We start from the raw sequence: 26,984 nt of genomic DNA on the forward strand, positions 1-26,984 counted from the left end.
CGTGTCTAAAAGGCAATATTATATATATTCTGTGATGAGGGTGATTCCATGAGTGCTGCGGCTCCTGTCGTAGAGTTGAAGCAAATCACAAAACGCTTTCCCGGTATCGTTGCGAACGACTCTATTAGTCTGACGCTGGAAAAAGGGGAGATTCATGCGTTGCTTGGTGAGAACGGGGCAGGCAAATCAACCTTGATGAATATCGTATTCGGACTGTACCAGCCCGATGAAGGCAGCATCGAAATCGACGGGAAACCGGTTATTATTGATAACCCCAATAAAGCTATTGAGCTTGGCATTGGGATGGTTCACCAGCATTTCAAGCTTGTTGATCCTTTTACGGTCACCGAGAATATTGTTCTGGGCATGGAACCGAAGAAAGGTCTTAAAATTGACTATAAATCCGCTGCGGAGCAGGTTCGTAAGCTATCTGAGCAGTACGGGCTACAAGTCAATCCAAATGCCAAAATTCATGACATTTCGGTAGGCATGCAGCAACGGGTAGAAATTATGAAAACCCTGTACCGCGGAGCGGATATACTTATATTCGACGAGCCTACCGCTGTACTTACGCCGCAGGAGATTACGGAACTGATGGCGATTATGAAGCGGCTCGTTGCAGAAGGTAAATCCATTATTCTGATCACACATAAGCTGAAAGAAATCATGCAGATTTCCGACCGTGTCACCATTATCCGGCGCGGTAAGGTGATTGATACGGTGAAGACCACCGAGACCAATCCTAACGAGCTGGCTGAGAAGATGGTCGGACGCGGAGTAACCTTCAAAGTGGACAAGCAGCCGCCGCATATTGGCGAGAGCATCCTGAAGCTGTCTAATGTCAGCAGCAAGAGCAAGGATGGCGTGCCTGTGCTGAACGGCCTGAGCTTCGAGGTTAAGGCGGGGGAGATTCTCGGAATCGCCGGAGTGGACGGTAACGGCCAGAGTGAGCTGATTCAGGCCATTACCGGGCTGCGCAAGATTGACTCAGGTTCGATCCAGGTCTCCGGTAAGGAGATTGCCAATCTGTCACCGCGCAAGGTATCTGAAATGAATGTCTCCCATATTCCGGAGGACCGTCACAAGCATGGTCTGGTGCTGGACTTCACCGTGAGCGAGAACATGGTTCTGGAGACGTATTATAAGAGTCCATATAACCAGAACGGGTTCTTGAACACAGATGTGATTAACAAGCATGCCGAAGATCTGGTCAGACAATTCGATGTGCGCACACCTTCCATAGAGAACAAAGCCCGCTCCTTATCCGGCGGTAATCAACAAAAAGCGATTATTGCGCGGGAAATAGACAAGAATCCGACTCTTCTGATTGCCGCTCAGCCAACGCGCGGTTTGGATGTCGGAGCCATTGAATTTGTGCAGAAGCAGCTGATTGCGCAGCGTGACCAAGGCAAGGCTGTACTGCTGATTTCATTTGAGCTGGATGAAATTATGAATGTGTCCGACCGGATTGCCGTTATTTATGAAGGGCAGATTGTCGGAGAGGTATTCCCGCAGGATACGAATGACCAGGAGCTGGGTCTGATGATGGCGGGCAGTTTGAAGCGGGGAGGTCATGCGGATGTCTAGACTCCGGAAAATATTCGCAACAGACAGCTACATAATTCCTCTTGTAGCAATTCTGATGGGTTTCCTTGTAGGTGCTATCGTCATGCTGATTGGCGGTTATGATCCTATTGCGGCTTATTCTGCGCTGTTCAAGCGCGTGTTCGGCAGTCCGTATGATTTCGGTGAGGCGATCCGCGAGATGACTCCGCTTATGCTGACGGGTCTGGCTGTAGCCTTTGCCTTCCGCTCAGGGATGTTCAACATTGGTGCGGACGGGCAGGTAATGATCGGAATGACGGCTGCGTCTGTTGTTGGCATTAAGCTCGGAGGGGTATTGCCGGCTTTCCTGTTAGTTCCGCTTGCGGTCATTGCAGCTGCTGTATGCGGCGGACTTTGGGCTGGTATTGCCGGATATCTGAAGGCCAAGCGCGGAATTAATGAAGTTATCACAACGATCATGTTGAACTGGATTGCGCTCTTCCTGTCGAATTATATTGTCCGGACGTTCCTGCTTCTGCAAGGGCAGAACCGGTCGGAGGATAATCCGGCTTCTCTATCCATGACCTTCCTCTTCTCCACCTTTGATAATGCCCGCTTGCACTGGGGAACCGTGATTGCCCTGGCGGCAGCAACTTTCTTCTATGTCTATCTCTGGAAGACCAAGCAGGGCTACGAAATGCGTGCAGTAGGCTTGAACCCGCATGCTGCGGAATATGCAGGAATGAATGTCGGACGCAATGTGGTGAAGGCAATGTTCATCAGCGGCGTGTTCGCAGGTCTCGCAGGCGCTGGTGAAGTACTGGGTGTATTCCATTATCAATCCGTATTTGCAGCTTCACCTGGTTATGGATTTGACGGTATCGCTGTTGCCCTGCTTGGACTGACCCATCCGCTGGGTGTCATTCTCGCTGCTATTCTGTACGGCACGCTGACGTACGGTTCGGCAGGCATGAGCTTCGGTGCGGATGTGCCTCCGGAGCTGATCCGTATTGTAATCGGTTCGATCATATTCTTCATTGCTGCGCAAGGCATTGTACGCTGGGTGCTCAAACCGTTTTACTTCAAGCGCAAGAAAGAGAAGGTGTTATAGATGGACTTCGTAGTCTTAGGCCAACTGCTCAATACGACGCTTGTTTTTTCCACAGCGCTAATATTTGCCTCCCTCGGCGGCATCTTCTCTGAACGATCCGGTGTCGTGAACATCGGACTTGAAGGCTTAATGATGTTTGGCGCCTTTGCAGCTGCAGTAGGTGGCTACTATGCTCAAGATGCAGGCATGGGCGAATGGGCCCCTTGGGTCGGGGTGCTTTGTGCCATGGCTGTCGGAGTAATCGGTTCACTGATCCATGCAGTGGCTGCGATTACCTTCAAGGCTGACCAGACGATAAGCGGTACGGTTATTAACTTCCTGGCCGCAGGCAGCACATTGTACATGGTTAAGCTGTTCTTCGAAGGATCAGGCGAAACTCCGCTGATCGACGGATTCAGCAAAGTGGCGATTCCCGGGCTCTCCAAGATTCCGGTTATCGGCGAGGGGATATTTAACTCCTATCCAACCACTTATCTGGCGATTATCTTAGTCATTGTCATTTATTTCATCCTGTTCAAAACTCCGTTTGGACTCCGTCTGCGCGCAGTCGGTGAACATCCGAGTGCGGCTGATACCCTGGGTGTCAATGTCAACAAGATGAGATATATCGGCGTCATGCTGAGCGGACTGCTGGCGGGTATCGGCGGAGCCACCATTACCTTGACTACTACAGGTACGTTTGCGCACAATACGATCTCGGGACAAGGCTTCATTGCCATTGCTGCGATGATCTTCGGGAAGTGGAATCCGCTTGGTGCCTTCGGTGCTGCGGTATTCTTCGGCTTCTCCCAGGCGATCCGCAACTATGTCCAACTGTTTGAATGGTCCAAGAGCATTCCGCAGGAATTCATCTTCATGATTCCTTATGTGTTAACCATTATCGTTCTGGTGAGTGCTGTGGGCCGTTCCTCGGCACCTAAGGCGCTTGGTGAACCTTACGATCCGAGCAAACGCTAAGGCTATCGGTATACCAATTCCAGAGCTTAACAGAACAGAACAGAGCGCATTTCCGGATTTCCGGGAATGCGCTTTTTTTGATAGATAAGAATTCATATGTTTTGGGGTCCCCGCAAAGTACCTGAGTCATCATCGAAGCTAAAGCCCCACTTTGTGGGGGGATTTTGTAATCATTGCAGGCAGCAGCTTCGGATATTTTCAGCCCGGAGGCGGGCAGATGTACAGGCAAATACCGGGTGAGGCGAATAGAGTGTTAAGAAACAACTACAGGAGGGATATTATGGCACACCCGGTTACGAAGCAACAAGTGATCAAGCTGATAGGCAAACATATCGTGGCGGTAAAAAAAGACGGGTCCAAAGTGACGGGCAAACTGATCCGCATCTCAGGCAACCGATTGATTCTGCAGCGTATCAGTGGTAAAAAAGTACAAACCAAGGCACTGATTCCGCTCGTATTGTTTGATTTGCTGGCCATTGGTACGGCTCCTTACGGTTATGGCGGAGGCTACGGGTATGGCGGTGCTCCTTACGGGGGCGGTTATGGTTATGGCCATGGTCCTGTTCCCGGCCCTTATGGCGGCTACGGCCCAGGTCCTGGTTATGGAATTCCGCCGATCGGATTCTTTTAAGCCATATAACTTGCTGCTTTATCAGCGGAACTGTTTCTCAAGCTCATAGCAGTAGTTTTGCGGTTGATAACGGGCTACGCTGTAGCCCAGTTTTTCATAAAAGTTCAGACCGGCGGTATTTCCGGTATCTACAGAGACCTTTGCTCTGTGGCATGCACGGGATAGTGCAAACCGCTCCGCCCTGTCCATAAGCATATTTCCGTATCGCTTACGCCTTGCATCCGGGGCAATGGCGAGCATATCAATGTATAATAAATCGCCATGCAGCAGAAAATGTACGAACCCCAGCGGATCACTGTCGTAGTCGGGACAAGCAACAAGTGTGACTCCCTGTCCCAGGCGGCGGGGCAGATCCTTCCTGACCTGATTAATGATTGTCTGCGGAAGATGGGATAACGGGACAAGCTGCTTTTCAATTAAGTCATAAATAATCGTGTCATCCTGCCTGGGTCTGCGGTAACGAATCATAAATATTGCCCCCTTTCCACGCATTGTCGTACATCATATGCCCCGGGCGGTGTGGGCGTTCCGGCAAGAATAGAACAAGATTTTATGAACAATTTAATGTATAACCCGCAGATGGGTATTGACTAACCGTGTGAGGAATCATATAATGTGTCTAAACATTTAACGAGCATACATGTATCGGCAATGATGAGGACGAAGTTTTAAGGGCTCTTTTGTTCAGAGAGTGAGAGGAATTGCTGCAACCTCCACCAGAATCCCTTATATACGAGCTCACCTCGGAGCTGTTTCCCTGAAAGGTCCACCAGCAGGAGCGGTGGAATTATTAGGGGGAATCGTTTGGTCCGCGTTAGGGACTTCAGGTTACGAAGATTTGGGCCCTGCCTACATCGATGGATTTTTGTATACCTGATAAGGCATATCATCGTGAGATGTTATGCAAACATGGGTGGTACCACGGAAGCTAAACCTTTCGTCCCTCACGCGCTTCTTCTGCGCGTGGGAGGCGAAAGGTTTTTTTGTTGAAACAGGAAAGATTTAAGCCTGTTCGCTAATATTAAAGGTTGGATACTGACGTCCTGTCATTTGAATAATGCATGTGAACGATCGAAGGGAGGAATACTGATGAGCGCGCAATTACCGGAAGAAGTGCGGTCGATAGAGCAGTTACGTGAGAAATGGAAAAATCCAGAGGTGGTTTCGGGTTCCGAAGTCCTCCTGCGCAGTCTTGTACTGGAAGGTGTAGATACTGTATTTGGATATCCCGGCGGGGCTGTACTCTATATCTATGATGCTCTTTATGGATTCGACGATTTCAATCATATTCTGACACGCCATGAGCAGGGAGCGATCCATGCGGCTGACGGGTACGCAAGAGCGAGCGGTAAAGTGGGCGTATGTATTGCCACTTCAGGCCCCGGGGCAACCAATCTGGTAACCGGAATCGCTACAGCTTTTATGGATTCGGTTCCGCTGGTGGTCATTACCGGTAACGTATTCTCCAGCCTGATTGGCACAGATGCTTTTCAGGAAGCGGATATTACCGGGATAACGATGCCGATTACGAAGCACAGCTATCTGGTGCGGGATGTTGAGGATCTGCCGCGCATTATTCATGAAGCCTTCCATATTGCGAATACGGGACGTAAAGGTCCGGTACTGATCGATATTCCGAAGGATGTATCGGCGGCGATGACATTGTTCACTCCGGCAGAACACCAGGGAGTTAACCTTCGCGGCTACAATCCGCGCACGGTTCCCAATAAGCTGCAGCTCGATAAGCTGGTGAAGGCTATTGAGGCGGCGGAGCGTCCGATTATTATTGCAGGCGGCGGAGTCATCTACTCTGGAGCGCATGAGTCCATGTATGAATTCGTGAAGCGCACGGAGATTCCAATTACTACTACATTGCTGGGACTGGGGTGTTACCCGAGCGGCGAAGAGTTGTGGATGGGAATGCCGGGAATGCACGGCACATACACAGCCAATAATGCCATTCAGCAATGCGATCTGCTGATTAACATCGGTGCCCGGTTCGATGACCGCGTAACCGGCAAGCTGGACGGCTTCGCTCCCAAAGCGAAGATCGTGCATATCGATATTGATCCGGCCGAGATCGGCAAGAATGTAGCAACTGATATTCCTATTGTGGGCGATGTTAAGACGGTTCTGGAAATGCTGATCCCGGATGTGAAGCGTGCCTCGAAGGCCGATGCCTGGAGAACACAGATTGCACAGTGGAAGCTGGACCAGCCGTACCGGTACAAGGATTCGGAGACGGAGCTGAAGCCGCAGTGGGTCATCCAGATGATCAATGACACCACCAAGGGTGAAGCTATTGTGACGACTGACGTAGGCCAGCATCAGATGTGGGCTGCTCAATATTACAAGTTCAACCATCCGCGTTCATGGATTACTTCGGGGGGCCTTGGAACAATGGGCTTCGGATTCCCGTCAGCGATCGGGGCGCAAATGGCCCATCCGCAGCGGCTCGTAGTCTCCATTAATGGTGATGGCGGCATGCAGATGTGTTCCCAGGAGCTTGCGATCTGTGCGATCAATAAGATTCCGGTCAAGATCGTTGTGATTAACAATCAGGTACTCGGAATGGTCCGTCAGTGGCAGAACCTGATCTATGAGAAGCGTTACAGCTATACCGATCTGGCCGGCAGCCCGGACTTTGTGAAGCTGGCTGAGGCTTACGGTGTGAAGGGCCTGCGGGCAACGAACAAGGAAGAAGCCAGCGCCGCCTGGAAAGAAGCCATGGAAACACCTGGACCTGTCCTGGTAGAATTCGTTGTCCCCAAAGACGAGAATGTCTACCCGATGGTAACCCAAGGGTCTACCATTGATCAAATGCTGATGGGGGATGAATAACAGTGATGAGACATACGATTGCTGTGCTTGTGAATGACCAGCCTGGCGTGCTGCAGCGGGTATCCGGATTATTCGGCCGCCGGGGGTTCAATATTGAGAGTATTACTGTTGGGCAATCCGAAGAGGTCGGATTGTCCCGGATGGTTATTGTAACGTTAGGTGATCAGCATACTCTGGAGCAGATTGAGAAGCAGCTCTACAAGCTGATTGATGTAATTAAGGTAGTTGATCTGGGTTCAAAGCCTATGGTTGCCCGTGAGCTGGCGCTCATTAAGGTCAAGGCTGAGCCCTCTGAGCGGCCTGAGATTATGGGCGTAGTCGAGACCTTCCGTGCCTCGGTAGTAGATATCGGTACGGCAAGCCTGCTGGTGCAGGTAGTCGGAGAAACCACCAAAATTGATGCAATGATTGAGCTGCTGAAGCCTTATGGCATTAAGGAGCTGTCCCGGACAGGAGTAACGGCAATGATCCGCGGGAATGCCTAATCGTCACATTTTACAGCTTTAACGAATTGCTGCTTGCGTGCATTAATTTAATTAAGACATTCATTTAATTAAGATTAGGACAGACTTTGCCCGCTAAAGAGCGGGGGCTTGAGGAGCACGCTATAATAGAGTAAGCCTAACAGGAGTGTGCTCTTGAAGCACCCGCTCTTTACGATGGGTCCCAAATTAAAGGAGGATTTTGACAATGGCAGTTACAACGTACTATGAACAGGATGCAGAGCTTAGCGTATTGAAGGGAAAGACAATTGCAGTAATCGGGTACGGTAGCCAAGGACATGCCCAGGCACAGAACCTGCGTGACAGTGGTCTTCAGGTGGTTATCGGTCTGCGTGAAGGTAAATCTTTTGAAACTGCCAAGAATGACGGCTTTGAAGTATTGTCTGTAGCAGAAGCAGTATCCCGTGCAGATGTGGTGCAAATCCTCATGCCGGACGAAACTCAGGCATCTGTATATAAGAATGATATCGAACCGAACCTCAAGAATGGCGCGGCTCTGATGTTCTCCCACGGTTTCAACGTGCATTTTGGACAAATCGTAGCTCCTAAGGATGCGGATGTGCTGTTGGTAGCTCCTAAATCTCCTGGACACATGGTTCGCCGCACTTATGTTGAAGGCTTCGGCGTTCCCGGCCTGATCGCTATTGAACAGGATGCAACAGGCAATGCCAAGGCTATTGGTCTGGCGTATGCCAAAGGCATCGGCTGTACCCGTGCCGGAGTCATCGAAACCTCCTTCCGTGAAGAGACAGAAACGGATCTGTTCGGTGAACAGGCTGTTCTCTGCGGCGGTGTGTCCGAACTGATCAAGGCTGGTTTCGAGACATTGACTGAAGCCGGATATGCGCCTGAGATGGCTTACTTCGAGTGCTTGCATGAGCTGAAGCTGATTGTTGACATGGTATATGAAGGCGGATTGTCCAGCATGCGCGATTCCATCAGTAACACAGCGGAATACGGTGACTATGTAACTGGACCACGCATCATCACTGCTGAGACTAAGAAAGCTATGAAAGAAGTACTGTCTGATATTCAACAGGGTAAATTCGCCCGCGACTTTATCCTTGAGAACCAATCCGGCCGTGCCTTCCTGACCGCTACCCGCCGCAATGAAGCCGCTCATCCGGTAGAAGTGGTTGGCAGCCAGCTGCGTGAAATGATGCACTGGATTAAGAAATAAAATCATATACTTCAGAATACAAGTAACCATAGTGTGATTCTCAGATGCGGCCGTAATTTTGCGGGCCGCATTTGAGGGTTTATGGACAATCTTCAGGAGGTGCTCAGCATGCGGAAAATTCATGTGTTCGACACGACGCTGCGTGACGGGGAGCAGTCGCCGGGTGTGAACCTCAATACACGTGAGAAGGTAGAAATCGCTTACCAGCTGGAGAAGCTGGGGATTGACCGGATGGAGGCAGGCTTTCCAGCCGCTTCGCCAGGAGATCTGGCTGCGGTGAACGCAGTGGCCAGAGCGGTCAAGAACGTCACCGTAATCGGTCTGTCCCGTTCCAGAGAGAGCGATATTGATGCGGTCAAGGAAGCGCTGCAGGGGGCACAGGACCCATGCATTCATATTTTCCTGGCTACATCGCCGATACACCGGCAGCATAAGCTGCGCATGGAGAAGTCACAAGTGCTGGAAACGGCACAATCGGCGATCCGCTATGCCAAGAAGTATTTTCCCAAGCTGGAATTCTCCCTGGAGGACGCCGGCCGTACCGAGCGTGATTTCATGGCTGAAATGGTATCCATGGCGATCCGCGAGGGTGCGAATGTGGTGAATATTCCGGATACGGTCGGTTACCTGAATCCGGCGGAATACGGTGCCATCTTCAAATTCCTGAAGGATACGGTGCCGGATATCGAGCGGGTACAGCTTAGCGCCCATTGTCATAATGATCTGGGGATGGCTACTGCCAATACGCTGGCTGCCATTCAGAATGGCGCAGACCAGATTGAGGGTACGATCAACGGGATCGGGGAACGTGCCGGCAATACAGCGATTGAAGAGGTGGCTCTGGCGCTTGAGACCCGCAGTGAGTATTTCGGCGCCAAGACCTCTCTGGTCCTATCCGAAATCTCCCGTACCAGCCGTCTCGTCAGTAAGCTGACAGGGATGGTTGTGCCGGGGAACAAGGCGATTGTCGGCGCGAATGCCTTCGCCCATGAATCCGGGATTCATCAGGATGGCATGCTGAAGGAGAAGACGACCTACGAGATTATGACACCGGAAACCATCGGCCTCAAAGAAAGCAAGCTGGTGCTCGGCAAGCATTCGGGCCGTCACGCTTTCCGCGATAAGCTGAGTGATCTGGGCTATGACATCTCTGAGGAAGAGGTCAATGCCGCTTTTGCCAAGTTCAAGGATCTCGCAGATAAGAAAAAAGAAGTCTCAGACGAGGATATCCTTGCGCTTCTGGAAGAGAAGCTGATCGATACGCCGGAGACCTTCAGCCTGCAGACGATCTATGTTACGTATGGCAATGAGGCTACTCCAACCGCCAAGGTGATTATTCATGGCCAGGACCCGCAGCCGATTGTGGCGGTTGCCGAAGGCAATGGATCGGTAGATGCGATCTACAATGCCATTGACCAGGCTACAGGGGAAGAAGTCACACTTGGTGATTATTCGATCAAAGCCGTCAGCCGAGGGAAGGATGCTCAGGGTGAGGTGCATGTCGTGCTCTCGCAGGGCGAGGTGGCTGCACAGGGCCGCGGACTTAGCACCGATATTCTGGAAGCGAGTGCCAGAGCCTACCTGGATGCATTGAACAAGCTGATTGAGAAGCGCAAGACCTACACCAAGCGGGAGCATGCCAATCTATAATTCAACTATTTAAAAGGTTTAAAAGAAGCTTCACCGGACCAGTTCATTCTGTCCGGGGAGGCTTCTTTTTTTTGTTCAATAATCTGCTGAAATTTTTTTGACGCTGAGCATTCCGGGGTAGAATCCAGTTGAAGGGGATTTGAAACAAGTTTTAATTGAAAAGAATGAACAAGATGAGTCGGAAAAATGAAAAATAGTTCATAATCCAGGGTGGATTCCACATTATCAGCGTTTGAAACCACTTTTTTGTCGATAAAAATATTTTATTTTTAAGTTATCTATGATTTATCTCATAATCTGTTCAGAAATTGTTCAGAGGCGGCAAGTAAAGTTACGAAAGTACAGTAAAAGCGAAATCGAAGGCCCACATACATACTAGTGACAGGGGGACGATCGGGAAGAAGCAGGCAGGAACGGTAATTGTGACGCTGGAACAATCATTTTGCAGAAAGAGAGAGAGGTTATAGTGATTATGAAGAAAAAGACGATAGGCGCCTGGTTGGTTGTTGTAATGCTGATTACACAGTTTGCCAACGGTTTCGGGTTCATGACGAAGGTTAAGGCGGATGGGACGGATAATATCATCACCAGTGTTACGATGGCCGTGTATGAGAATGGCACACAGGTCACGGATAACGTGTACAAGCTGGATTCTGAGGTTAAAGTAGGGTTGACCTTCAAGCTTCCTGTGACGGACCCTGAGACGGGGACACATGGCTTTAAGGGCGGGGATACGTTCGTATACCAGTTGCCTTACCAGCTGGCCATTGATAAAAGTTACCCAGGAAAATTGTACTATGATGGGGTAGACTCTGGCAGTATCGGGGACTTCGTAGTAGGTACAGACAACAAAGTAGTGCTTACGTTCAATAGTGAAATCGAAGGCTTATTTGATGTCGGCGGTACTTTTAATGTGACGTCCAAACTTAGCTCCACCAAAGTCACTGGCACCACGACACAGGAGCTGTTATTCCCGATCGCCGGGAACCTGAATAATACGATTGTTATTAAAGTCCACCCTAAGGGCGGCACCAGCATTACCAAGGACGGAATTCCGCAGCCGCAAAAATACAACCCGTCCAGCATCCTCTGGACCGTTGATGTGAACACTGTGCAGGATGAAGTGTACAAAGCGGTTGTTACGGACTCCATTTTGGCAGGCCTGGAGCTTGACCTAAGTACGATCAAGGTCTATAAGCTTGCAGTGGATGTTCAAGGGAATACAACGCCGGGAGTGGAGATCGGTTCGGATCAATATAATGCTTCAAGCAGCACGGCAAGTAGCTTGAACGTGAAGTTTAATAATACGATTAAAGATGCGTACCGGGTGACATTCTCGACCAAGATTACAAATACATCGGCTAAAAATTTCACCAATACAGCTACACTTACGGGTGAAGGAATCAATGAGAATTCTTCTAAGACGGTTGATATCGTGCGTGGAGCACCGTTGAAGAAAATTGCAACAGGAAACTTCGATCCCGTGACCGAAACAATTCCTTGGGAAATTCAATTCAACTATAATGAACAGTCTATTGCAGCCGCCAATGCTGTGTTGCTCGATTATTTTAACAATTCTCAGGTACTGGTTGAAGATTCAGTAGTGGTCTACAAGATCAAACTAGATCAGAATGGCAATGCTAGCGAAGATGGCACCCTAATTAAGGGAACGGAATATACAATTACTACTGTGCCTTCGCCCCCAACAGGCAAGACCGGGTTTGAACTGAAATTTAATAATGACATCAATTCAGCTTACAAAATTGTCTATAAAACAAAGGTCAAAGACCGTGTATACGGTAATACAGAAACGATCCGTAATGATGTTACTTACAATGGTGAGACTAAAGGAGATCAACGGGATATTTTCCAGCAAATAGTTAAGAAAAATTTTGCCGATGTTGACTATTTGAATAAAACTGTAAAGTGGACCATTGAGGTAAACAAAGATGGTAGAGTGATGAACGATCTGGTGCTGAAGGATACCTTTGATAATGGCGGGTTACAATTAATTGGTCTGCCAACCATTAGTCCTATACCAGGCATAAACAGCTCAGATTATACGATTACACCTAACGGAACAGATTATGCCAAGGGCGACGGATTCACCATCACATTCTCGAAGACTATTGATAAGCCGTTTACAGTTACGTATACAACTAATTTTGACTATTATAAATTGCAGAGTGGTGCAACCAACTTCAAAAACACCGCACAGCTCAATTGGAAGGATGCTAAAGGTGACCCTCAAACCATTAAGGGTGATGCAACCTTTGATCCGCGGTCTGAAGTTAAGAACAACGGTAGGAAGACAGGTTCATACGATGTAAAGACCAAACAGCTTACCTGGGTGGTTGGAGCCAACTATAATAAACGCGAACTGGCAGCAGGGGCCACACTGGTGGATACAATTCCCGCAGGCCAGAAAGCAACTAATGTAACTGCAGTTGTATATAAATTTGATTATGCTGCGAATGGAAATCCAGTTAGAGGTGCTGTGATAGACGCATCGAAATACGAACTGGACGTCACAGACGAACAACTTACAGTGAAATTTAAAGAGCAGGTTGATTATGCTTTCCAGCTGGTCTTCAGTACGGAGTTCAAAGACGGGGATGTTAATCAAGGCACAGTTAAGAATACAGCCACCTTATACGATAAGGACAACAAACCGGTTTCTAAGCCTCTGGAAGCAACCGTAACGATTCCTAAGGGCGGAGAATATGTCGCCAAAGGGTTTACCCAAGATAACAATGATCAGACTCTTCTAAACTGGAAAGTGGTCATCAATGCCAACCAGTCCGTTGTCAAAAACGTAAAACTGGTAGATTATCCCAGCACAAATCAGGTACTGCTGCCGGGCAGCTTCCATCTCTTTGAGACTACTGTTGATAGTGGTGGGAATGCAGGAAACCCAGGTAATGAATTGAAGAAGGATATTGATTACACCCTTACCTTCAAAACAAGCACAGATGGGAAAGAAAGCTTTGAGCTTGTCTTCCTGAACCCGAACCCGATCAGCAAGCCATACATTCTGACTTATCAAACTGTTGTGACTGAAACGGGAAATAATGTTCAATTGAAAAACGCTATTTCGTTTAGCGGTGATGGTGTAGATCAGATTACAAAACCTGTTACATCTGAGAAGACTATTAACATTGTAGACACATCCGGTACAGGTAGTGGTGTAAAAGGCACGCTGACCGTAACCAAGACCAATCAGACCGGCGATGAAAAACTTGTAGGTGCCGAGTTCGCACTTTCACGGGTGGTTGGAACCGAACTGAAGGAGACTCAAAAACAGACTTCTGCAGAAGACGGAACCCTGACTTTTACAAATCTTAAGGCTGGTAAATATGTACTGAAGGAAACTAAAGCTCCGGCAGGGTACTCACTGGACAGCTCAGAGATTAAGGTGACAATCAATTCGTCCACAGCTGTGAAGCTGACCGTCAAGAATGATTTCTTCGGTTCACTCAAGCTGACCAAGTTGGATGTGAATGATTCCTCCAAGAAGCTGGAAGGCGCAGTATTCGAACTGTTCGACTCCAAGAACGCACTGGTGGGAACGAAAACAACCGATGCCAATGGTGAGCTGAAATTCACTAAGCTTAAGGGCGGGGAGTATACCCTGAAGGAGAAAACCGCTCCTGCCGGTTATATCCTGGATACCAAAGTCATTAATGTTACCATTGATCCATCACAAGAGAAAACTGTTACAGTAACTAACGCACTGATTCCTGCCGAAGTCTTCGGCTCGCTCAAGGTGACTAAGGTTGCTGAGCAGGATGCCAGCAAGAAGCTTAAAGACGCAGAGTTCGGATTGTATGATTCCACTAAGAAGCTAGTAGCAAGTGGCAAAACAGACGCTAACGGTGTATTGGAATTTAAATCGCTGAAGCTGGGAACATACACCCTGAAGGAGCTTGCTGCTCCGGCTGGTTATGTGCTGGATGCAACAGAGCACAGCGTAACCATTGATTCAGACGTACAAAAAGTACTTTCACCAATCACGAATAAACTAATTCCAGTCGAAGTCCTCGGTTCGCTCAAAGTGACGAAGGTTGCTGGTGAGGATACGAACAAGAAGCTGGAAGGTGCAGAGTTCGGACTGTATGATTCCGCTAAGAAATTAGTGGCAAGTGGTAAAACAGACGCTAACGGCGTATTGGAATTTAAATCGCTGAAGCTGGGAACATACACCCTGAAGGAGCTTGCTGCTCCGGCTGGTTATGTGCTGGATGCAACAGAGTATACCGTAACCATTGATTCAGGTTTACAGAAGGTATTGGCCCCAATCACGAACAAACTGATTCCTGTTGAAATCCTCGGCTCGCTCAAAGTAACGAAGGTTGCTGGGGAGGATACGAACAAGAAACTTGCAGGAGCAGAGTTCGGACTGTATGACTCCGCCAAGAAATTGGTGGTAAGCGGAAAAACAGATGCAAATGGTGAACTGGTATTCACATCTTTGAAGCTGGGGAATTATATTCTGAAGGAAATTACAGCTCCGGAAGGTTATGTTCTGAGCACAACAGAGCATTCTGTAACGATTGATTCCGGCGTGCAAAAGGTGCTGTTACCAATTACTAACCAAAAAATAACGACACCGCCGACAGAACAACCAGCGACACCAACACCAACGCCGGTGACACCAACAGCAACAGCAACACCGACACCAGTTACAGTACCAACATCAACACCAGCACCAACATCACCGCCGGTGTACTATACACCGACACCTGAACCATCAAGCATTCCTGGAGTTATCGGTACACCAACACCGACACCATCGGTAACGCCAGCGCCAACGGGGACTCCGGCTGCTTCCAGTACGCCAGGAGTAACGGCAACACCACAGGTGACGCCAGCAGCAACACCGGCCCAGCCTGGAACGGTTAGCACTCCAACGCCGCAAGCCACACAGGTCACTACGATTGAGGAAGTGCCTATCGACGGCGAGATCCCGCTGGGAGGTATTCCTAGCATCGGCGAAGAGCCGGCGCATGGTACGGTAACTATTACACCGGATGGCAAATGGACGTATACTCCTGATCCAGGCTACACCGGCAAGGATAAATTCACGATTGTCGTAACAGATGAAGACGGCAATGAGGAAGAGATTACAATTGAAGTTGGAGTCGATGAAGTGCCTAAGGGCACGGTTACAGAACCAACTGACAAAGGCAACAACAGCGGACTTCCCGGCAAGCTTCCGCAGACCGGAGAAGAAAGTCCTCTCCCGCTGTATCTGACTGGCGGCGGATTGATTATTCTGGGAGCTGTACTGGCCAGAAGATTTAATGCCCGCAAGAAAATGTAGGAGAATGCACCTTAGCAGGTATTAACCAGCTAATATGGCAGCATACACAAAGACACCCGCAGCCTGCTGCGGGTGTCTTTGCTCTTATAAATATAAAGTCGCTGAAATCATACCGTCCCCTGAAAGGTCAGCATTGCCGTTTCTATTTACGGAGAATCACATGCTTCTGAGGTTAAGATGCTTCCATTCCTCATACCAGCGCTTAATACTCGCGGGCGGCTTCACGCCGAGCTCCCGCTTCAGTAAATCCGTCAGAATATGATATTGTTCCTCTACCGCTGAACGCTCTCCAATACTGTCGTAGACCTTCATCAGCCCGAGATGCCCCTGTTCAAAATAAGGCTGGAGCTGCACCACTCTCTGGTACACGGTCACTGCTTCCGGTATCCGGCCGCTGCTGACATAGAATTCTGCGATATTCATTGCGTGATGCAGCCAGATGGTCCGCAGACGCTGCCGTTCCCCTTCCGCCCAGAGGTAATCGTAATCGTTCAGATAATCGCCGGAATAGAAATCGAACAACCGCTGATGTTCCTCATAGTTATCTTTATTGATGGCATCCAGGGTAAGAATGCCCTTCTCCCATTCGTAGCTGTCTATCAGCAGGCTGCCGGTCTCCAGGGTGTAGCCTTCTCCTCCGCTGGCATTGCTGATCTGCAGATCGATCTCCGCCTGCTTCAGGCATTGCCGAACCTGATAAATCGTTGTATAAAGATGAGTGGAGGCCTTCTTGAGATTGAAATCAGGCCACAGCAGATCGGTTAGGGTATCTTTGCTTACGAACCGGTTGCGGTTATGAAATAAATAAGCGAATAATTCCTGTGCCTTGGAGGTGCGCCAGCGGATATTGGGCAGCGGCTGGCCGCCCCGTTCGAATCTTAAGGACTGGAAGCTGCGGATCATTACCGTCTGTACAGGCTTGCGCGAATCCTCCTGTGCCTGGCTGAGACGCTCCTCCAGCCGCTCGATGGTCTTCAGCAGACGGCCCCGCTGTACAGGCTTAAGAACATAATCAAGCGCATAAAGCTCGAACGCCTCGATGGCGTAGCTGTTATGTGCAGTTACAAATACGATGCTTGCCTGCGGGCACAGCCTTTGCATGGCCTCCGCAGCCTGAACGCCATTCATCTCAGGCATATCAATGTCGAGGAAAATCACATCAGGGCGTAGCAGCGGCACTGCTTTGACCGCCTCGGAAGGATCAGTATAAGCAGCGATTATATTTATAGTTGTCAGTTCCTCCAGCATCATTTTCAGCTTCATAAGAGCAAGCCGTTCATCATCTACCAGCAAGGCCTGAATCATGTCTATCCCACCACTTCATTAAGGAATGTTGTCTTGTCATAGGCTGTTTAAGGATAATTCGACAAGGATGCGGGTTATCCTCCCTCTGAGCTTGCACTTGAGGCTGATTTTGAATAGAAATGCTGCTATTCTAAAATAATTTAAAAAACTATGCAGGGGAACCTTAAAGCCAGACGTCTAACGTTATGTAGCTGAAGGAGGGAAGAAAGACTTGGAAGAGACGGAGTGGATCAGTGCTGTGCTAAGCGGGGAGCATCAGGCCTTCGGGAATCTGGTGACCCGTTATCAAGGCATGGTATATAGCGTATGCATCAAAATTACAGGAGAAGCCGAGTCTGCCAAGGATATGGCTCAGGAAGTCTTCATCAAAGCCTATAAAGCCCTTCCCACCTTCAGAGGACAATCTTCCTTCTCCACCTGGCTGTACCGGATTGCTTACCGCACCTGTCTGGACTGGAAACGGGCCAATGACCGGGAATGGCGGCACCGGAGTGCAGCAGATTACACTGAGAATGACTGGGTGACTTCACAGACACCTGAACAGGCAGTGCTTCGCAAGGAGGCTTCCCGGGAGCTGGGTGAGAACCTGAATAGTCTGGCGGAACCGTACCGGTCGGTTGTGCAGCTGTACTATTTTCAGCGCCACTCCTATCAGGAGATCGCGGAGCAAAAAGGAATTTCGGTTAAAACGGTTGAATCGCAGCTCTATCGGGCCAGACAGATGATGCGCAAAAGCGGGGAGGAATGGCGATGAATTGTTCAACAGTAAAAGAGTGGATGCCGCATTATATAGATGGACAGTTGTCACCTGAGGCCCAGCAGGCGATCTATCTGCATATCCAGACCTGTCCCGGCTGCGCGGAATGGCTGGAGGAGGCGCGGGAGCTTGCGGCGATGTGGAGCGAGATGGAAGCCGGGCTGGATCTTAACGGGCAGGAGCCCGTTTTGCCGCATGACTTCCCTGATTTGACCGGGGATGTTATGGCAAGGATCGGCCAGCTGGAGAACGGACGCAGAGAACGGATCGTGAAATCAACCATGTCCAGACGGCGTACGACCCGGGGAACCTCCTGGATGCATTACGGCGTGGCGGTCGGTCTGACGTTTCTCCTGCTGCAGCTTGGCGTATTTGAGAATTTGGCCTATGGCATCACTGAAATCAACGGGCATATGTCCACATCGGTCAGCTCCTGGTTCGGCCCGCAAGGTAACCATAAATAAATCCATAGCGGCTTCGCCGGTTATCTAATTTATTTCAACAAAACTTTTGGGAGGGTAACATATGATTAAGAAAAGACGCTGGCTCACGTTTCTCCTGGCTATGGTTCCGGGACTGGGCCACATGTATCTGGGCTTTAAAAAAATGGGTCTGGAGTATATGATTGGAGCATCGCTCTGTATTATATTCATTCCGTCCATGCCAGCAGTGTTTCCGTTCGCACTTGCTGCGCTCTGGTTCTATCAATTATTCGATGCGCTGCAAAAGGCGGCTTGGATGAAGGTATCGGCTGCCGAGCATGAGCGGATGATGTTCCATCCGGATAGCTTTGGAGCACCCTGGTCAATGGGAATGTCTGCGCCCCCGATGTACCCGCATGATGACGTGAATCCAGTGTGGGTCGGTATAGGGTGTGTTATCGCGGGCATCCTGCTGCTGCTCATCACTGCATTTCCCGCTCTGTGGGAAATACTGAGCGATATGAATATCGGAGCGATTCTGTTGTCGCTTGCCTTGATCGGGTATGGATTCAGAATGCTGAAGAATAATTCAAAAGTATAGTGAAATGGGGAATTGAACGATGGGGAGATGGAAAATCGGCAGCTTTACCGCCGCAATAGGGTGCATAATAGTAGGCGTTATTGTAGTCATGGCTCAATATGGTGTAATCACGTACGATGTGCTGGGTTATATCTGGCCGGCCCTGCTTATCCTGTTCGGCCTGGAGATGCTGCTTAGGCTCTTCATTAAATCAGATGTCAAAAGCCGCGTAAGCGGCTGGGCCATTCTGCTGATCATTGTGCTTATCGCGGCAAGCGGGGCACAGACGGTGCTGGCCGGAGGCTCGCTGAGCAGTATCTTCGGCAATACCAAGCTGGTGCCGGTGAACGGGAAGGTAGAAGTGCAACAGGATATTAAGAATGTGCGGATTGATCTGCCCCAAGGCAAGGTTAAGCTCCAGGGTGTGGATGGGAACACGCTGACGTATGAAGGAAAGCTGGAGCTGCCGGGCAATACAGACAATGAAGCGGCAAGTGCCCTGGAGCGTAAATGGAAAGTGACGACCGAGGGCGACACGCTTGTGATGGAGCTGGAAGGAGATTCAGGCTGGCTCTCCAATATCCAGATCGGCTTTAATAACAATGCCCCATATCTGAATGTCGGCATTCCGCAGAATCTGGCCGCTCAGGTAGAGACCAGTGACGGTTCCATCGAAGCCGGGGGGCTGGCCGCAGGCATTAATGTGGATACGAGCAACGGAACGATGGATATCCATGATGTCTCCGGAGGGGTGAAGGCTCATAGCAGCAACGGCACGCTGACGGTAAAGAATGTACAGGGCGGAGCAGACCTGGTTAGCTCGAACGGTGCGATTACGCTGGGGAATATTGACGGCGCTGTGTCGGCCAGAAGCAGCAACGGCAAGATTACAGTCAATTCGGCAATCACAGGTGCATGGGAACTGAAATCCAGCAACGGCAAGATTGTCTTGGGTCTTCCGGCGGTAACGGATGCCAAGATTACGGCAGATACCAGTAACGGATCACTTAAAGGCAACGTGGACTGGGGCGGCGACGATGAGGACCATGGAACGGCTGTACTTGGAAAAGGCACCCATGAGGTCACCTTGTCCACCAGCAATGGTTCTATAACAGTGGATACGGCGCAATAAAAGACATAGAAGTATAAAGAGCTGTTCACCGGATACGTTATGCCGGTGAACAGCTCTTTATTGTAAGAGAAGAAATGATATCGGGAGGTTATGCAGGCTGCAGCCAGTTAGTTCTGATTACCATGCATAAGCCTTCGGAGCCGCACCGCCGGGTCCGGGGAAAATCTCGTCCAGACGCTTCAGCACGGACTCGTCCAGAACGACCTCCAGGCTGCGCAGCGCGCTCTCGAACTGCTCCAGCGTACGCGGTCCGATGATTGGCGCTGTTACGGCAGGGTTGGCCAGCAGCCAGGCCAGAGCGATATTATCCTGCGGCTCGCCCAGCTCCAGACTCAGCTCCGCAAAGGCCTCAAGCTGCTTCTTGTGCTGCTCCACACGCTCCGCGTTGCCGCCGCTGCGGCTGCCCTCGATCTTCTTCAGCGCATTGCGTCCCAGCAGCCCTCCGTCAAGCGGACTCCACGGAATAATGCCGAGGCCCAGATGCTGCGCCGCAGGCAGAACCTCAAGCTCCGGCAGACGGCAGGTCAGGCTGTATTTATGCTGCTCGGATACCAGTCCAAGGAACCCGCGGGCCTTCGCTTCCTGCTGGGCAACGGCAATATCCCAGCCAGCGAAGTTGCTGGAGCCGGTGTAGCCGATCTTGCCTTGGCTGACTGCAAGCTCAAAGGCGCCCCACAGCTCGTCCCAGGACACGTTACGGTCGATATGGTGCATCTGGTAGAGTTCGATGTGATCGGTCTGCAGACGCTGCAGGGAGCCCTCCAGATGGCGGCGGATAATGTAGGAGGAGAGGCCGCCTTCATCATTGGGTCCATCCAGCTTGTCACTCATCGCCCCGTAGACCTTGGTCGCCAGGACAACCTTCTCACGGCGTCCGCCGCCCTGCTTGAACCAGCGGCCGATAATAGTCTCAGTCAGACCCGAGTTTTCACCCCATCCATACACATTGGCGGTATCAAAAAACTGGACTCCCGCGTCCAGCGCCGCATCCATAATCCGGAAGGCTTCCTTCTCGTCGGTGATGGGACCGAAGTTCATCGTTCCCAGACAGAGGCGGCTTACCTTCATACCAGACTTGCCAAGCTTCGCGTATTGCATCTTAAGATCACTCCTCTTCCATAGGATTAGAGATCCGATAATTTCACCTGCCCATTAATTGTAATCAATTGGCGGGACAAGGGCAAATTAGGGATTTGTCTCACTTATAGGCTATATCTATGAACGTGATAGAATCTATATCTTTGTCCTTTGTCCTTCGTTATGATACAACAATATACAGAAGAACTATGTCTGCGACCAGCAGGACTACCTAAGGAGTGACAGGAATGAGCGAGGTCAAAAAAATCGCCGTAATTGCCGGGGACGGTATCGGACCTGAAGTTGTGGCGGAAGCGGAAAAGGTATTGAAAAGAACGGAAGAGCTGTTCGGGTATACATTTGAAACAGAGCACGCCCTGTTCGGCGGAATCGCCATTGATGAACGCGGAACTCCGCTGCCTGAGGATACGCTTGCGATCTGCCGCAGCGCCGATGCTGTATTGCTTGGAGCCGTAGGCGGACCGAAATGGGATAACAATCCGAAGGAGCTGCGTCCGGAGACCGGACTGCTCGGTATCCGCAAGGCGCTTGGCCTATTCTCCAATCTGCGTCCGGCGGTGGTCTTCGATTGTCTGAAGGATGCTTCGACGCTGAAGCCGGAGGTCCTGGAAGGCACAGACCTGATGGTCGTGCGTGAATTGACAGGCGGGATCTACTTCGGGGACAAGCTGCGCCGTCAAGGTGAGCATGGGGAAGAAGCGGTAGATACTTGTGTCTACAACGTCACTGAAGTGGAGCGGATCGTACGCCAGGCGTTCGAGATTGCCGGAAAGCGCCGGGGCAAGCTGGCGAGTGTCGACAAAGCCAACGTTCTGGAGACCTCCCGTCTGTGGCGTGAAGTGGTGAACAGACTGGCGCCGGAATATCCGCAGGTTGAAGTTGAGCATGTGCTGGTGGATAACTGTGCGATGCAGCTGCTGCGCCGTCCTTCGAGCTTCGATGTCATCGTGACCGAGAATATGTTCGGTGATATCCTGAGCGATGAAGCAGCGATGCTGACAGGCTCCATTGGTATGCTGGCCTCCGCTTCACTGGGAGAAGGCAGCTACGGACTCTATGAGCCGGTTCACGGCTCCGCGCCTGACATTGCCGGACAGGGGCTGGCGAACCCGATCGCTACGATCCTGTCGCTTGCACTGATGTTCCGTATGACCTTCGGCTACGAGAATGCAGCCGCTGCCATTGAAGCCGCAGTTGCGGAGGTACTGGATGCCGGTCACCGGACGAGCGATATCGCAGTTGATAAGAGCAAGGCGATCAGCACCACAGAGATGGGCGACCTGATTGTAGCCGCTATCCGCAAAGCCTAGTTCTACCACATGTATCCCTTTTGACGCAGAACAAGTGGAAACGGCTTTGCCGTCCTTTTAAGGACGGTACCGTTTCAGCGAGAAATAGAAGGAGAACGTATAGCGTGAAACCTATACGTTCTTCTATTTTGGAGAAAAACTTCACAAAATGTTGCTTATTTATAATTATTATAAAAAAGTAATCAATGTAATATTGACTTTGATTTTGTACGATGATAACATTTGGTCTGTACCCGTAAGAATGTAACCATCCAATAAAATCAAGAAAAGCATATTGCATCCGGCAACGGTCCGGTAGCTGTTTTTCTTACATAATCAAAAGGAGGATTTAAGCAATGGCAGAACGTTTGGTAGGTAAACCCGCTCCTGACTTCTTCATGGAGACAGTAACAGGCGACGGTAAGGATTTCGGTAAGGTAAGCTTGTCCGACTATCGCGGCAAATGGCTTGTATTCTTCTTCTATCCGCTTGATTTCACCTTCGTATGTCCAACTGAAATCACAGCCCTGAGTGATGCTGCTGCTGATTTCGCAGAGCTTGATACAGAAATTCTAGGTGTGAGCATCGACTCCATCCATAGCCACAAGGCTTGGTTGTCTACACCTAAGGATATGAACGGTCTTGGCCAGATCAACTTCCCGCTGGCTTCTGATATCACGAAGAAGGTTGCCAGCGATTATGGCGTCCTGATTGAAGAAGAAGGCATTGCGCTGCGCGGACTGTTCATCATCGATCCTGAAGGTGAACTGAAGTATCAGGTTGTTAACCATAATGATGTGGGCCGCAGCGTTGAAGAGACATTGCGTGTGCTGCAGGCTCTCCAATCCGGCGGGCTGTGCGCTATGAACTGGAAGCCAGGCGACAAGAACCTGTAAGCTTCCGGGCCTCATGAACTGCGATCTTTGATATACTAAGAGGACCTCCTTGCGGGAAGCATTATTCCCTTCAAGGAGGTTTTTTGCAAAGATATGGACAGACGTTTGAAAATGGGCATAAAGGTTAATATATAGCTTGTAAGGAGAGGAATCTCTCCCGCTGTTTTGTAATATACTAATAGGAAATCAACGACAACACTCAAGGAGGGTGAACAAAAATGAGCTTTTGCTGTGGAGCGAGTATGGTTGGAACGAAGGGGACCCTAAAGCATTATCGCACGCAAGTCCATAATGTTCCCCTGCTTTTTTGTCCGGTATGCCACCGGGTAGAGGTACATTACAAAGTCGAGAATGAATATGAAATTCTGGCGGAATATGCCCATGGCGACGGCGTCACGGATGTGGATTTCCAGGATTATGTGATGGAGGAAGAGGAAGCGATCTTCGAGAACGTCATCAATATGGAGAGCGAGGACCCGCTCGCGATCATACGCAGCCAGATCGATATGTCGCTGGACCTGCTGGCAGTTGCCAAACAGATCGGTGACTCCAAATGGGAACGTGAGCTGAAGAAGCGTCTGGCTGTCATGAGCCAGCGGCGTCACCGGCTCCAGCAGAAGGCTTGAATATCTGTCTTGATCCTGCCACCATCATGTTATAAATCAGTGAGCTCCCGCCGCCTGGCGGGGGCTCTTTTCAATGTATTTGCAGGAAATAAATCATTCCCCTCCCACTTAAATGTGTCTTAAGAATCATTTTAGGAATATTTTTGCCATTCGACAGATTCTCTGATTGCGTTGTCTTCTTCTCTTGGATATGATTGGAATATAGTTGAAACGGTTGGATAATACAATACGATTTTCGAATGTTCTGGCGGCTTCGTCATATACTCAGATACATAGTAATTTGATGTCGCTTAAGCGTCTTCGTCAATTGCAGTAAAAGGGGGAACTTCGTATCGTGATAAGCCAATATCAGGAAAGCTTGCTATTATCGGCAAGAACGTTTCAATCTGGTCCGATGGATACCACATTTGAGGATGTGCTGGAGCACATCGACAGCGGGATTCTGCTTTTTGATGATGAGGGTGTGCTGACTTTCGTCAACAAGCAGATGTACGGCATTCTGGAGCTTAACCGTCACTCTCTTCTGGGCTGCACCTTGCATCATCTGTTATCCCATATTCAGCTCAGCCGCTTCAAGAAGAAACAGGTGCTGAGGAGTTATCGTGAAATGGTGCTCAAAGGTAAGCCAAGCTATGAATTTGTGGATGAATATGGACGGTACTGGCGCGCAACCCTGTCCAGCGGAGAGGAAATGAAGGGCAGCTACCTGTTCACATTCAAAGAGATCTCCGACTACAAGCTGATTGAACAGACGGCCTACCAGAACGACAGCCTGGCCATGCTGGGCCGGTTATCGGCCTCCATCGCCCACGAGATCCGCAATCCTCTGACGGCTATCCGGGGGTTCATCCAATTGCTTCATCCCCATCTGCATCTGCTCGGCAAAGAAGAATATGCGAAGATTATATTAGCGGAGATTGACCGTGCCAATGACATTATTCATGAATTTCTGACTTCCTCCAAGCCTTCTGTGCCGCAGATCAGCATGATTCCTGTCTCTGCCTTGCTGAAGGAAGTGGTCCTGCTGACAGAGAGCGAGGCGCTGATGAAGGGCTGCCAGATCAACTTGCAGGTGCTCCAGGAGGACCTGGTCATCTCAGGGGATATTAAGCAAATGAAGCAGGTTGTGCTGAATATGATCAGAAATGCGATGGAAGCGATCTCGGAGCGGGTGGATGATTCTGTAGGCCGGATTGAGGTAGGCGCACGTAAAGAAGGAACAGAGGTGCGCATCTTCATCTCTGACAACGGCAAGGGAATGGATATCTGCACACTTGACAGACTATTCAATCCGTTCTTCACTACGAAGGAGAATGGGACGGGACTCGGGCTCTCCGTCAGTGACCGGATCATCAAGAATCATGGCGGCTGCATCTCGGTCAGCAGCCGGCTGAATGAAGGAACCCGGTTCGTCATTTCGCTTCCGCTTACTCACTAATGCTATCTTAAGCCCTTTGTTCTCGGTGGAGTGCATACGGGTTATAATTAATATGTAAGGGCTGATTCCTGCGATGCACGAACAAGTGCGGGAGATCAGCCTTATCTGCGTTAGTAGTGTATTTGTTAGTAGTGTTGGGCAACCAGGATGCGGAGGGATGGAGCTTGATCTTTGAATGGAGCAGTGATGCCGGTAAAGCTTCGCCGCAAGGAGATGCTGTATGTCTAATCATCTCAGAGGCACAGGCACAGGGAGAAGGACTTCCGGCAGATTGGGCCGCGAGAGTCCGCCTATTGTCCGCTGCGGGCCTGTTCAACGGCAAACAAGGGCAAGTGTATATACTGCCCGTAATGGAGCAGCCTGAGCAGCCTGTGGTCATTCTGGCCGGAAGCGGAAAGGGCCAGATGGGTATGCACGATCTGCGGCAGCTGATGGCGCAGACCGCCAGGGCAGCTTACAGGCTGAAGGCCGTTGCGCTGGTTGTGCAGATATTGGCGGTACCAGGCGGGCTGACTGGGGCGCTGAAGGCGGAGCAGGCCGGCCAGGCCATCGCGGAAGGGCTGGTCCTGGGGTCGTACCGCAGAAGACAATATAAGCTGGACCAGGCAGCCTATACGGGTATAGATACGGTACATCTTCGTACGGAAGGCAAGAGCGAGGCAGCAGAAGAGGAAGCCTGGAGACAAGGCATCAAGCGGGGGAAGGCTTTCGGGGAGGCTGCCAACCTTGCCCGTGATCTGACCAACCGTCCGGGGAACCTGCTGACTCCTTCGGGTCTTGCAGTGGCTGCCATCGAAATTGCACAGCGGCACGGGCTTCCGGCTGAAGTACTGGATGAACGGGAGCTTGCGCTTAAGGGAATGGGCGGCTTGCTTGCGGTCGGCAGCGGCAGTGTGAATCCTCCCCGCATGATTGTTATCCGCTATCAGGGGACGAATCAATGGGAGAACGCAGTGGGCTTGGTCGGCAAAGGAATCACTTTCGATACCGGGGGCATCTCCCTGAAACGGGCACCGGGCATGGAGAGCATGTTCAGTGACATGGCCGGGGCCGCAGCGGTTCTGGCGGTAATGGATGCGCTGGGGCATTTGCGTCCCAAGGTCAATGTGGTCATGCTGATTCCGGCGGCAGAGAATATGCCGGCAGCGAATGCTTATAAACCGGGCGATATCATTACTACCCTCAGTGGAAGAACGGTCGAAATCATCAATACTGATGCGGAGGGACGGATCATTCTGGGAGATGCGCTTACCTATGCCCGGGAATGGGGCGCACAGCGGATCATTGACGTAGCCACGCTGACAGGAGCTGTGGTGTCGATTCTGGGAGATGTGGCTACAGGGGCAGTAACAAATGATCAAGCATTCCTGGAAGAGCTTCTGGCAGCCTCAAGGCTGTCAGGGGAGCACATCTGGCCGTTGCCTGTCTATCCTGAATTCCGTGAGATGCTGACAAGCGAGGTTGCGGATCTCCGCAATGCTGCCGGACGATATGGGGCTGCCAGCACGGCGGGGCTGTTCATCGGAGAATTCGCCGAGGGATTGCCGTGGGTGCATCTCGATATTGCAGGGACTGCCTTTCTGTCTGCGGAACGGGGTGTGAATCCTAAGGGTGCCACAGGCATCATGGTCCGCACCTTGCTGGAATATCTGCTGAGCGCTGCGGCTGAACCAGATCATCGCCCCTCTGAAGCCTAGACC

21 protein-coding genes are annotated in these 26,984 nt (G+C 50.4%); 18 read left to right on the plus strand and 3 right to left on the minus strand.

All coding sequences use genetic code 11. The features are described 5' to 3' along the window. Nucleotides 1-48: 48 nt before the first annotated feature. From MKY86_RS05325 to MKY86_RS05340, 4 genes are all read left to right on the plus strand, one after another. Nucleotides 49-1,587 carry an ABC transporter ATP-binding protein gene (locus tag MKY86_RS05325; RefSeq protein WP_076081833.1) on the plus strand — a complete coding sequence of 513 codons (1,539 nt, stop codon included), beginning with the start codon at nt 49-51 and terminating at the stop codon, nt 1,585-1,587. Then, nucleotides 1,580-2,656: an ABC transporter permease gene (locus MKY86_RS05330; protein WP_036727664.1), complete on the plus strand. Its 1,077-nt coding sequence runs from the start codon at nt 1,580-1,582 to the stop codon at nt 2,654-2,656. The genes MKY86_RS05325 and MKY86_RS05330 overlap by 8 nt, the downstream gene beginning before the upstream one ends. After that, the gene (locus MKY86_RS05335) at nt 2,657-3,613 is read left to right on the plus strand and encodes an ABC transporter permease (RefSeq protein WP_036727665.1); all 957 of its coding nucleotides are present in this window, start codon (nt 2,657-2,659) and stop codon (nt 3,611-3,613) included. A gap of 280 nt (nt 3,614-3,893) precedes the next feature. Further along, nucleotides 3,894-4,244, plus strand: a complete 351-nt coding sequence (locus MKY86_RS05340) for a hypothetical protein (RefSeq protein ID WP_036727667.1) — start codon at nt 3,894-3,896, stop codon at nt 4,242-4,244. A gap of 21 nt (nt 4,245-4,265) precedes the next feature. Here the strand turns inward: MKY86_RS05340 and MKY86_RS05345 are convergent, their stop codons facing one another. Beyond that, nucleotides 4,266-4,712, minus strand: a complete 447-nt coding sequence (locus MKY86_RS05345) for a GNAT family N-acetyltransferase (protein WP_036727669.1) — start codon at nt 4,710-4,712, stop codon at nt 4,266-4,268. Nucleotides 4,713-5,333: 621 nt separating this feature from the next. On the opposite strand from MKY86_RS05345, the gene ilvB reads away from it, so the two are divergent. The 5 genes from ilvB to MKY86_RS05370 all read left to right on the plus strand — a co-directional run bounded on the left by ilvB (nt 5,334) and on the right by MKY86_RS05370 (nt 15,741). Then, a complete protein-coding gene (gene ilvB, locus MKY86_RS05350) occupies nt 5,334-7,085 on the plus strand; it encodes a biosynthetic-type acetolactate synthase large subunit (protein WP_036727670.1) in 1,752 nt (583 codons plus the stop codon). Nucleotides 7,086-7,090: 5 nt separating this feature from the next. Beyond that, entirely contained in the window at nt 7,091-7,570 is a 480-nt protein-coding gene (ilvN, locus tag MKY86_RS05355; protein ID WP_036727931.1) for an acetolactate synthase small subunit, read from the plus strand. A 205-nt stretch (nt 7,571-7,775) separates the two neighbouring features. Then, complete coding sequence (gene ilvC / locus MKY86_RS05360; RefSeq protein ID WP_036727672.1) at nt 7,776-8,768, plus strand: ketol-acid reductoisomerase; 993 nt, start codon at nt 7,776-7,778, stop codon at nt 8,766-8,768. Between the two features lie 108 nt (nt 8,769-8,876). Beyond that, the gene (locus MKY86_RS05365; RefSeq protein WP_036727673.1) at nt 8,877-10,418 is read left to right on the plus strand and encodes a 2-isopropylmalate synthase; all 1,542 of its coding nucleotides are present in this window, start codon (nt 8,877-8,879) and stop codon (nt 10,416-10,418) included. Nucleotides 10,419-10,890: 472 nt separating this feature from the next. Beyond that, complete coding sequence (locus MKY86_RS05370) at nt 10,891-15,741, plus strand: SpaA isopeptide-forming pilin-related protein (protein WP_340826518.1); 4,851 nt, start codon at nt 10,891-10,893, stop codon at nt 15,739-15,741. A 156-nt stretch (nt 15,742-15,897) separates the two neighbouring features. On the opposite strand, the gene MKY86_RS05375 is transcribed toward MKY86_RS05370, so the two are convergent. Beyond that, on the minus strand, nt 15,898-17,046 hold the full coding sequence (locus tag MKY86_RS05375; RefSeq protein WP_083684673.1) for a response regulator: 1,149 nt from the start codon (nt 17,044-17,046) through the stop codon (nt 15,898-15,900). Nucleotides 17,047-17,257: 211 nt separating this feature from the next. On the opposite strand from MKY86_RS05375, the gene MKY86_RS05380 reads away from it, so the two are divergent. From MKY86_RS05380 to MKY86_RS05395, 4 genes are all read left to right on the plus strand, one after another. Further along, complete coding sequence (locus MKY86_RS05380; RefSeq protein ID WP_036727677.1) at nt 17,258-17,800, plus strand: RNA polymerase sigma factor; 543 nt, start codon at nt 17,258-17,260, stop codon at nt 17,798-17,800. Next, nucleotides 17,797-18,267, plus strand: a complete 471-nt coding sequence (locus MKY86_RS05385) for a zf-HC2 domain-containing protein (RefSeq protein WP_076076918.1) — start codon at nt 17,797-17,799, stop codon at nt 18,265-18,267. Before MKY86_RS05380 ends, MKY86_RS05385 begins: the two co-directional genes overlap by 4 nt. 61 nt (nt 18,268-18,328) lie before the next feature. Further along, nucleotides 18,329-18,826, plus strand: coding sequence for a hypothetical protein (locus MKY86_RS05390; RefSeq protein WP_076076916.1), 498 nt, complete (start codon nt 18,329-18,331; stop codon nt 18,824-18,826). Between the two features lie 19 nt (nt 18,827-18,845). Continuing rightward, the gene (locus MKY86_RS05395) at nt 18,846-19,937 is read left to right on the plus strand and encodes a LiaF transmembrane domain-containing protein (protein WP_083684667.1); all 1,092 of its coding nucleotides are present in this window, start codon (nt 18,846-18,848) and stop codon (nt 19,935-19,937) included. Nucleotides 19,938-20,054: 117 nt separating this feature from the next. On the opposite strand, the gene MKY86_RS05400 is transcribed toward MKY86_RS05395, so the two are convergent. Then, nucleotides 20,055-21,035 carry an aldo/keto reductase gene (locus MKY86_RS05400; protein ID WP_036696143.1) on the minus strand — a complete coding sequence of 327 codons (981 nt, stop codon included), beginning with the start codon at nt 21,033-21,035 and terminating at the stop codon, nt 20,055-20,057. Nucleotides 21,036-21,262: 227 nt separating this feature from the next. On the opposite strand from MKY86_RS05400, the gene leuB reads away from it, so the two are divergent. From leuB to MKY86_RS05425, 5 genes are all read left to right on the plus strand, one after another. After that, nucleotides 21,263-22,345, plus strand: coding sequence for a 3-isopropylmalate dehydrogenase (leuB, locus tag MKY86_RS05405; protein ID WP_036727684.1), 1,083 nt, complete (start codon nt 21,263-21,265; stop codon nt 22,343-22,345). A gap of 335 nt (nt 22,346-22,680) precedes the next feature. Beyond that, nucleotides 22,681-23,220 (plus strand): peroxiredoxin, encoded by a 540-nt coding sequence (locus MKY86_RS05410; protein ID WP_036727686.1) that lies wholly within the window; start codon nt 22,681-22,683, stop codon nt 23,218-23,220. Between the two features lie 218 nt (nt 23,221-23,438). Next, entirely contained in the window at nt 23,439-23,846 is a 408-nt protein-coding gene (locus MKY86_RS05415; RefSeq protein ID WP_036727687.1) for a hypothetical protein, read from the plus strand. A 334-nt stretch (nt 23,847-24,180) separates the two neighbouring features. Next, nucleotides 24,181-25,284: an ATP-binding protein gene (locus tag MKY86_RS05420; RefSeq protein WP_036727689.1), complete on the plus strand. Its 1,104-nt coding sequence runs from the start codon at nt 24,181-24,183 to the stop codon at nt 25,282-25,284. A gap of 164 nt (nt 25,285-25,448) precedes the next feature. Then, the gene (locus MKY86_RS05425; RefSeq protein ID WP_076076910.1) at nt 25,449-26,981 is read left to right on the plus strand and encodes a leucyl aminopeptidase; all 1,533 of its coding nucleotides are present in this window, start codon (nt 25,449-25,451) and stop codon (nt 26,979-26,981) included. The last annotated feature ends 3 nt before the right edge of the window (nt 26,982-26,984 follow it).

Origin of the sequence: Paenibacillus sp. FSL R7-0333 (assembly GCF_038000365.1) — a bacterium.
GTDB lineage: Bacteria > Bacillota > Bacilli > Paenibacillales > Paenibacillaceae > Paenibacillus_AQ > Paenibacillus_AQ silagei.

Bases quoted from the DNA above. Each gene is read 5' to 3' on its own strand.
- MKY86_RS05325 (WP_076081833.1), top strand. From the start codon at position 49: ATGAGTGCTGCGGCTCCTGTCGTAGAGTTGAAGCAAATCACAAAACGC.
- MKY86_RS05330 (WP_036727664.1), top strand. From the start codon at position 1,580: ATGTCTAGACTCCGGAAAATATTCGCAACAGACAGCTACATAATTCCT.
- MKY86_RS05335 (WP_036727665.1), top strand. From the start codon at position 2,657: ATGGACTTCGTAGTCTTAGGCCAACTGCTCAATACGACGCTTGTTTTT.
- MKY86_RS05340 (WP_036727667.1), top strand. From the start codon at position 3,894: ATGGCACACCCGGTTACGAAGCAACAAGTGATCAAGCTGATAGGCAAA.
- MKY86_RS05345 (WP_036727669.1), bottom strand. From the start codon at position 4,712: ATGATTCGTTACCGCAGACCCAGGCAGGATGACACGATTATTTATGAC.
- ilvB (WP_036727670.1), top strand. From the start codon at position 5,334: ATGAGCGCGCAATTACCGGAAGAAGTGCGGTCGATAGAGCAGTTACGT.
- ilvN (WP_036727931.1), top strand. From the start codon at position 7,091: ATGAGACATACGATTGCTGTGCTTGTGAATGACCAGCCTGGCGTGCTG.
- ilvC (WP_036727672.1), top strand. From the start codon at position 7,776: ATGGCAGTTACAACGTACTATGAACAGGATGCAGAGCTTAGCGTATTG.
- MKY86_RS05365 (WP_036727673.1), top strand. From the start codon at position 8,877: ATGCGGAAAATTCATGTGTTCGACACGACGCTGCGTGACGGGGAGCAG.
- MKY86_RS05370 (WP_340826518.1), top strand. From the start codon at position 10,891: ATGAAGAAAAAGACGATAGGCGCCTGGTTGGTTGTTGTAATGCTGATT.
- MKY86_RS05375 (WP_083684673.1), bottom strand. From the start codon at position 17,046: ATGATTCAGGCCTTGCTGGTAGATGATGAACGGCTTGCTCTTATGAAG.
- MKY86_RS05385 (WP_076076918.1), top strand. From the start codon at position 17,797: ATGAATTGTTCAACAGTAAAAGAGTGGATGCCGCATTATATAGATGGA.
- MKY86_RS05390 (WP_076076916.1), top strand. From the start codon at position 18,329: ATGATTAAGAAAAGACGCTGGCTCACGTTTCTCCTGGCTATGGTTCCG.
- MKY86_RS05395 (WP_083684667.1), top strand. From the start codon at position 18,846: ATGGGGAGATGGAAAATCGGCAGCTTTACCGCCGCAATAGGGTGCATA.
- MKY86_RS05400 (WP_036696143.1), bottom strand. From the start codon at position 21,035: ATGCAATACGCGAAGCTTGGCAAGTCTGGTATGAAGGTAAGCCGCCTC.
- leuB (WP_036727684.1), top strand. From the start codon at position 21,263: ATGAGCGAGGTCAAAAAAATCGCCGTAATTGCCGGGGACGGTATCGGA.
- MKY86_RS05410 (WP_036727686.1), top strand. From the start codon at position 22,681: ATGGCAGAACGTTTGGTAGGTAAACCCGCTCCTGACTTCTTCATGGAG.
- MKY86_RS05415 (WP_036727687.1), top strand. From the start codon at position 23,439: ATGAGCTTTTGCTGTGGAGCGAGTATGGTTGGAACGAAGGGGACCCTA.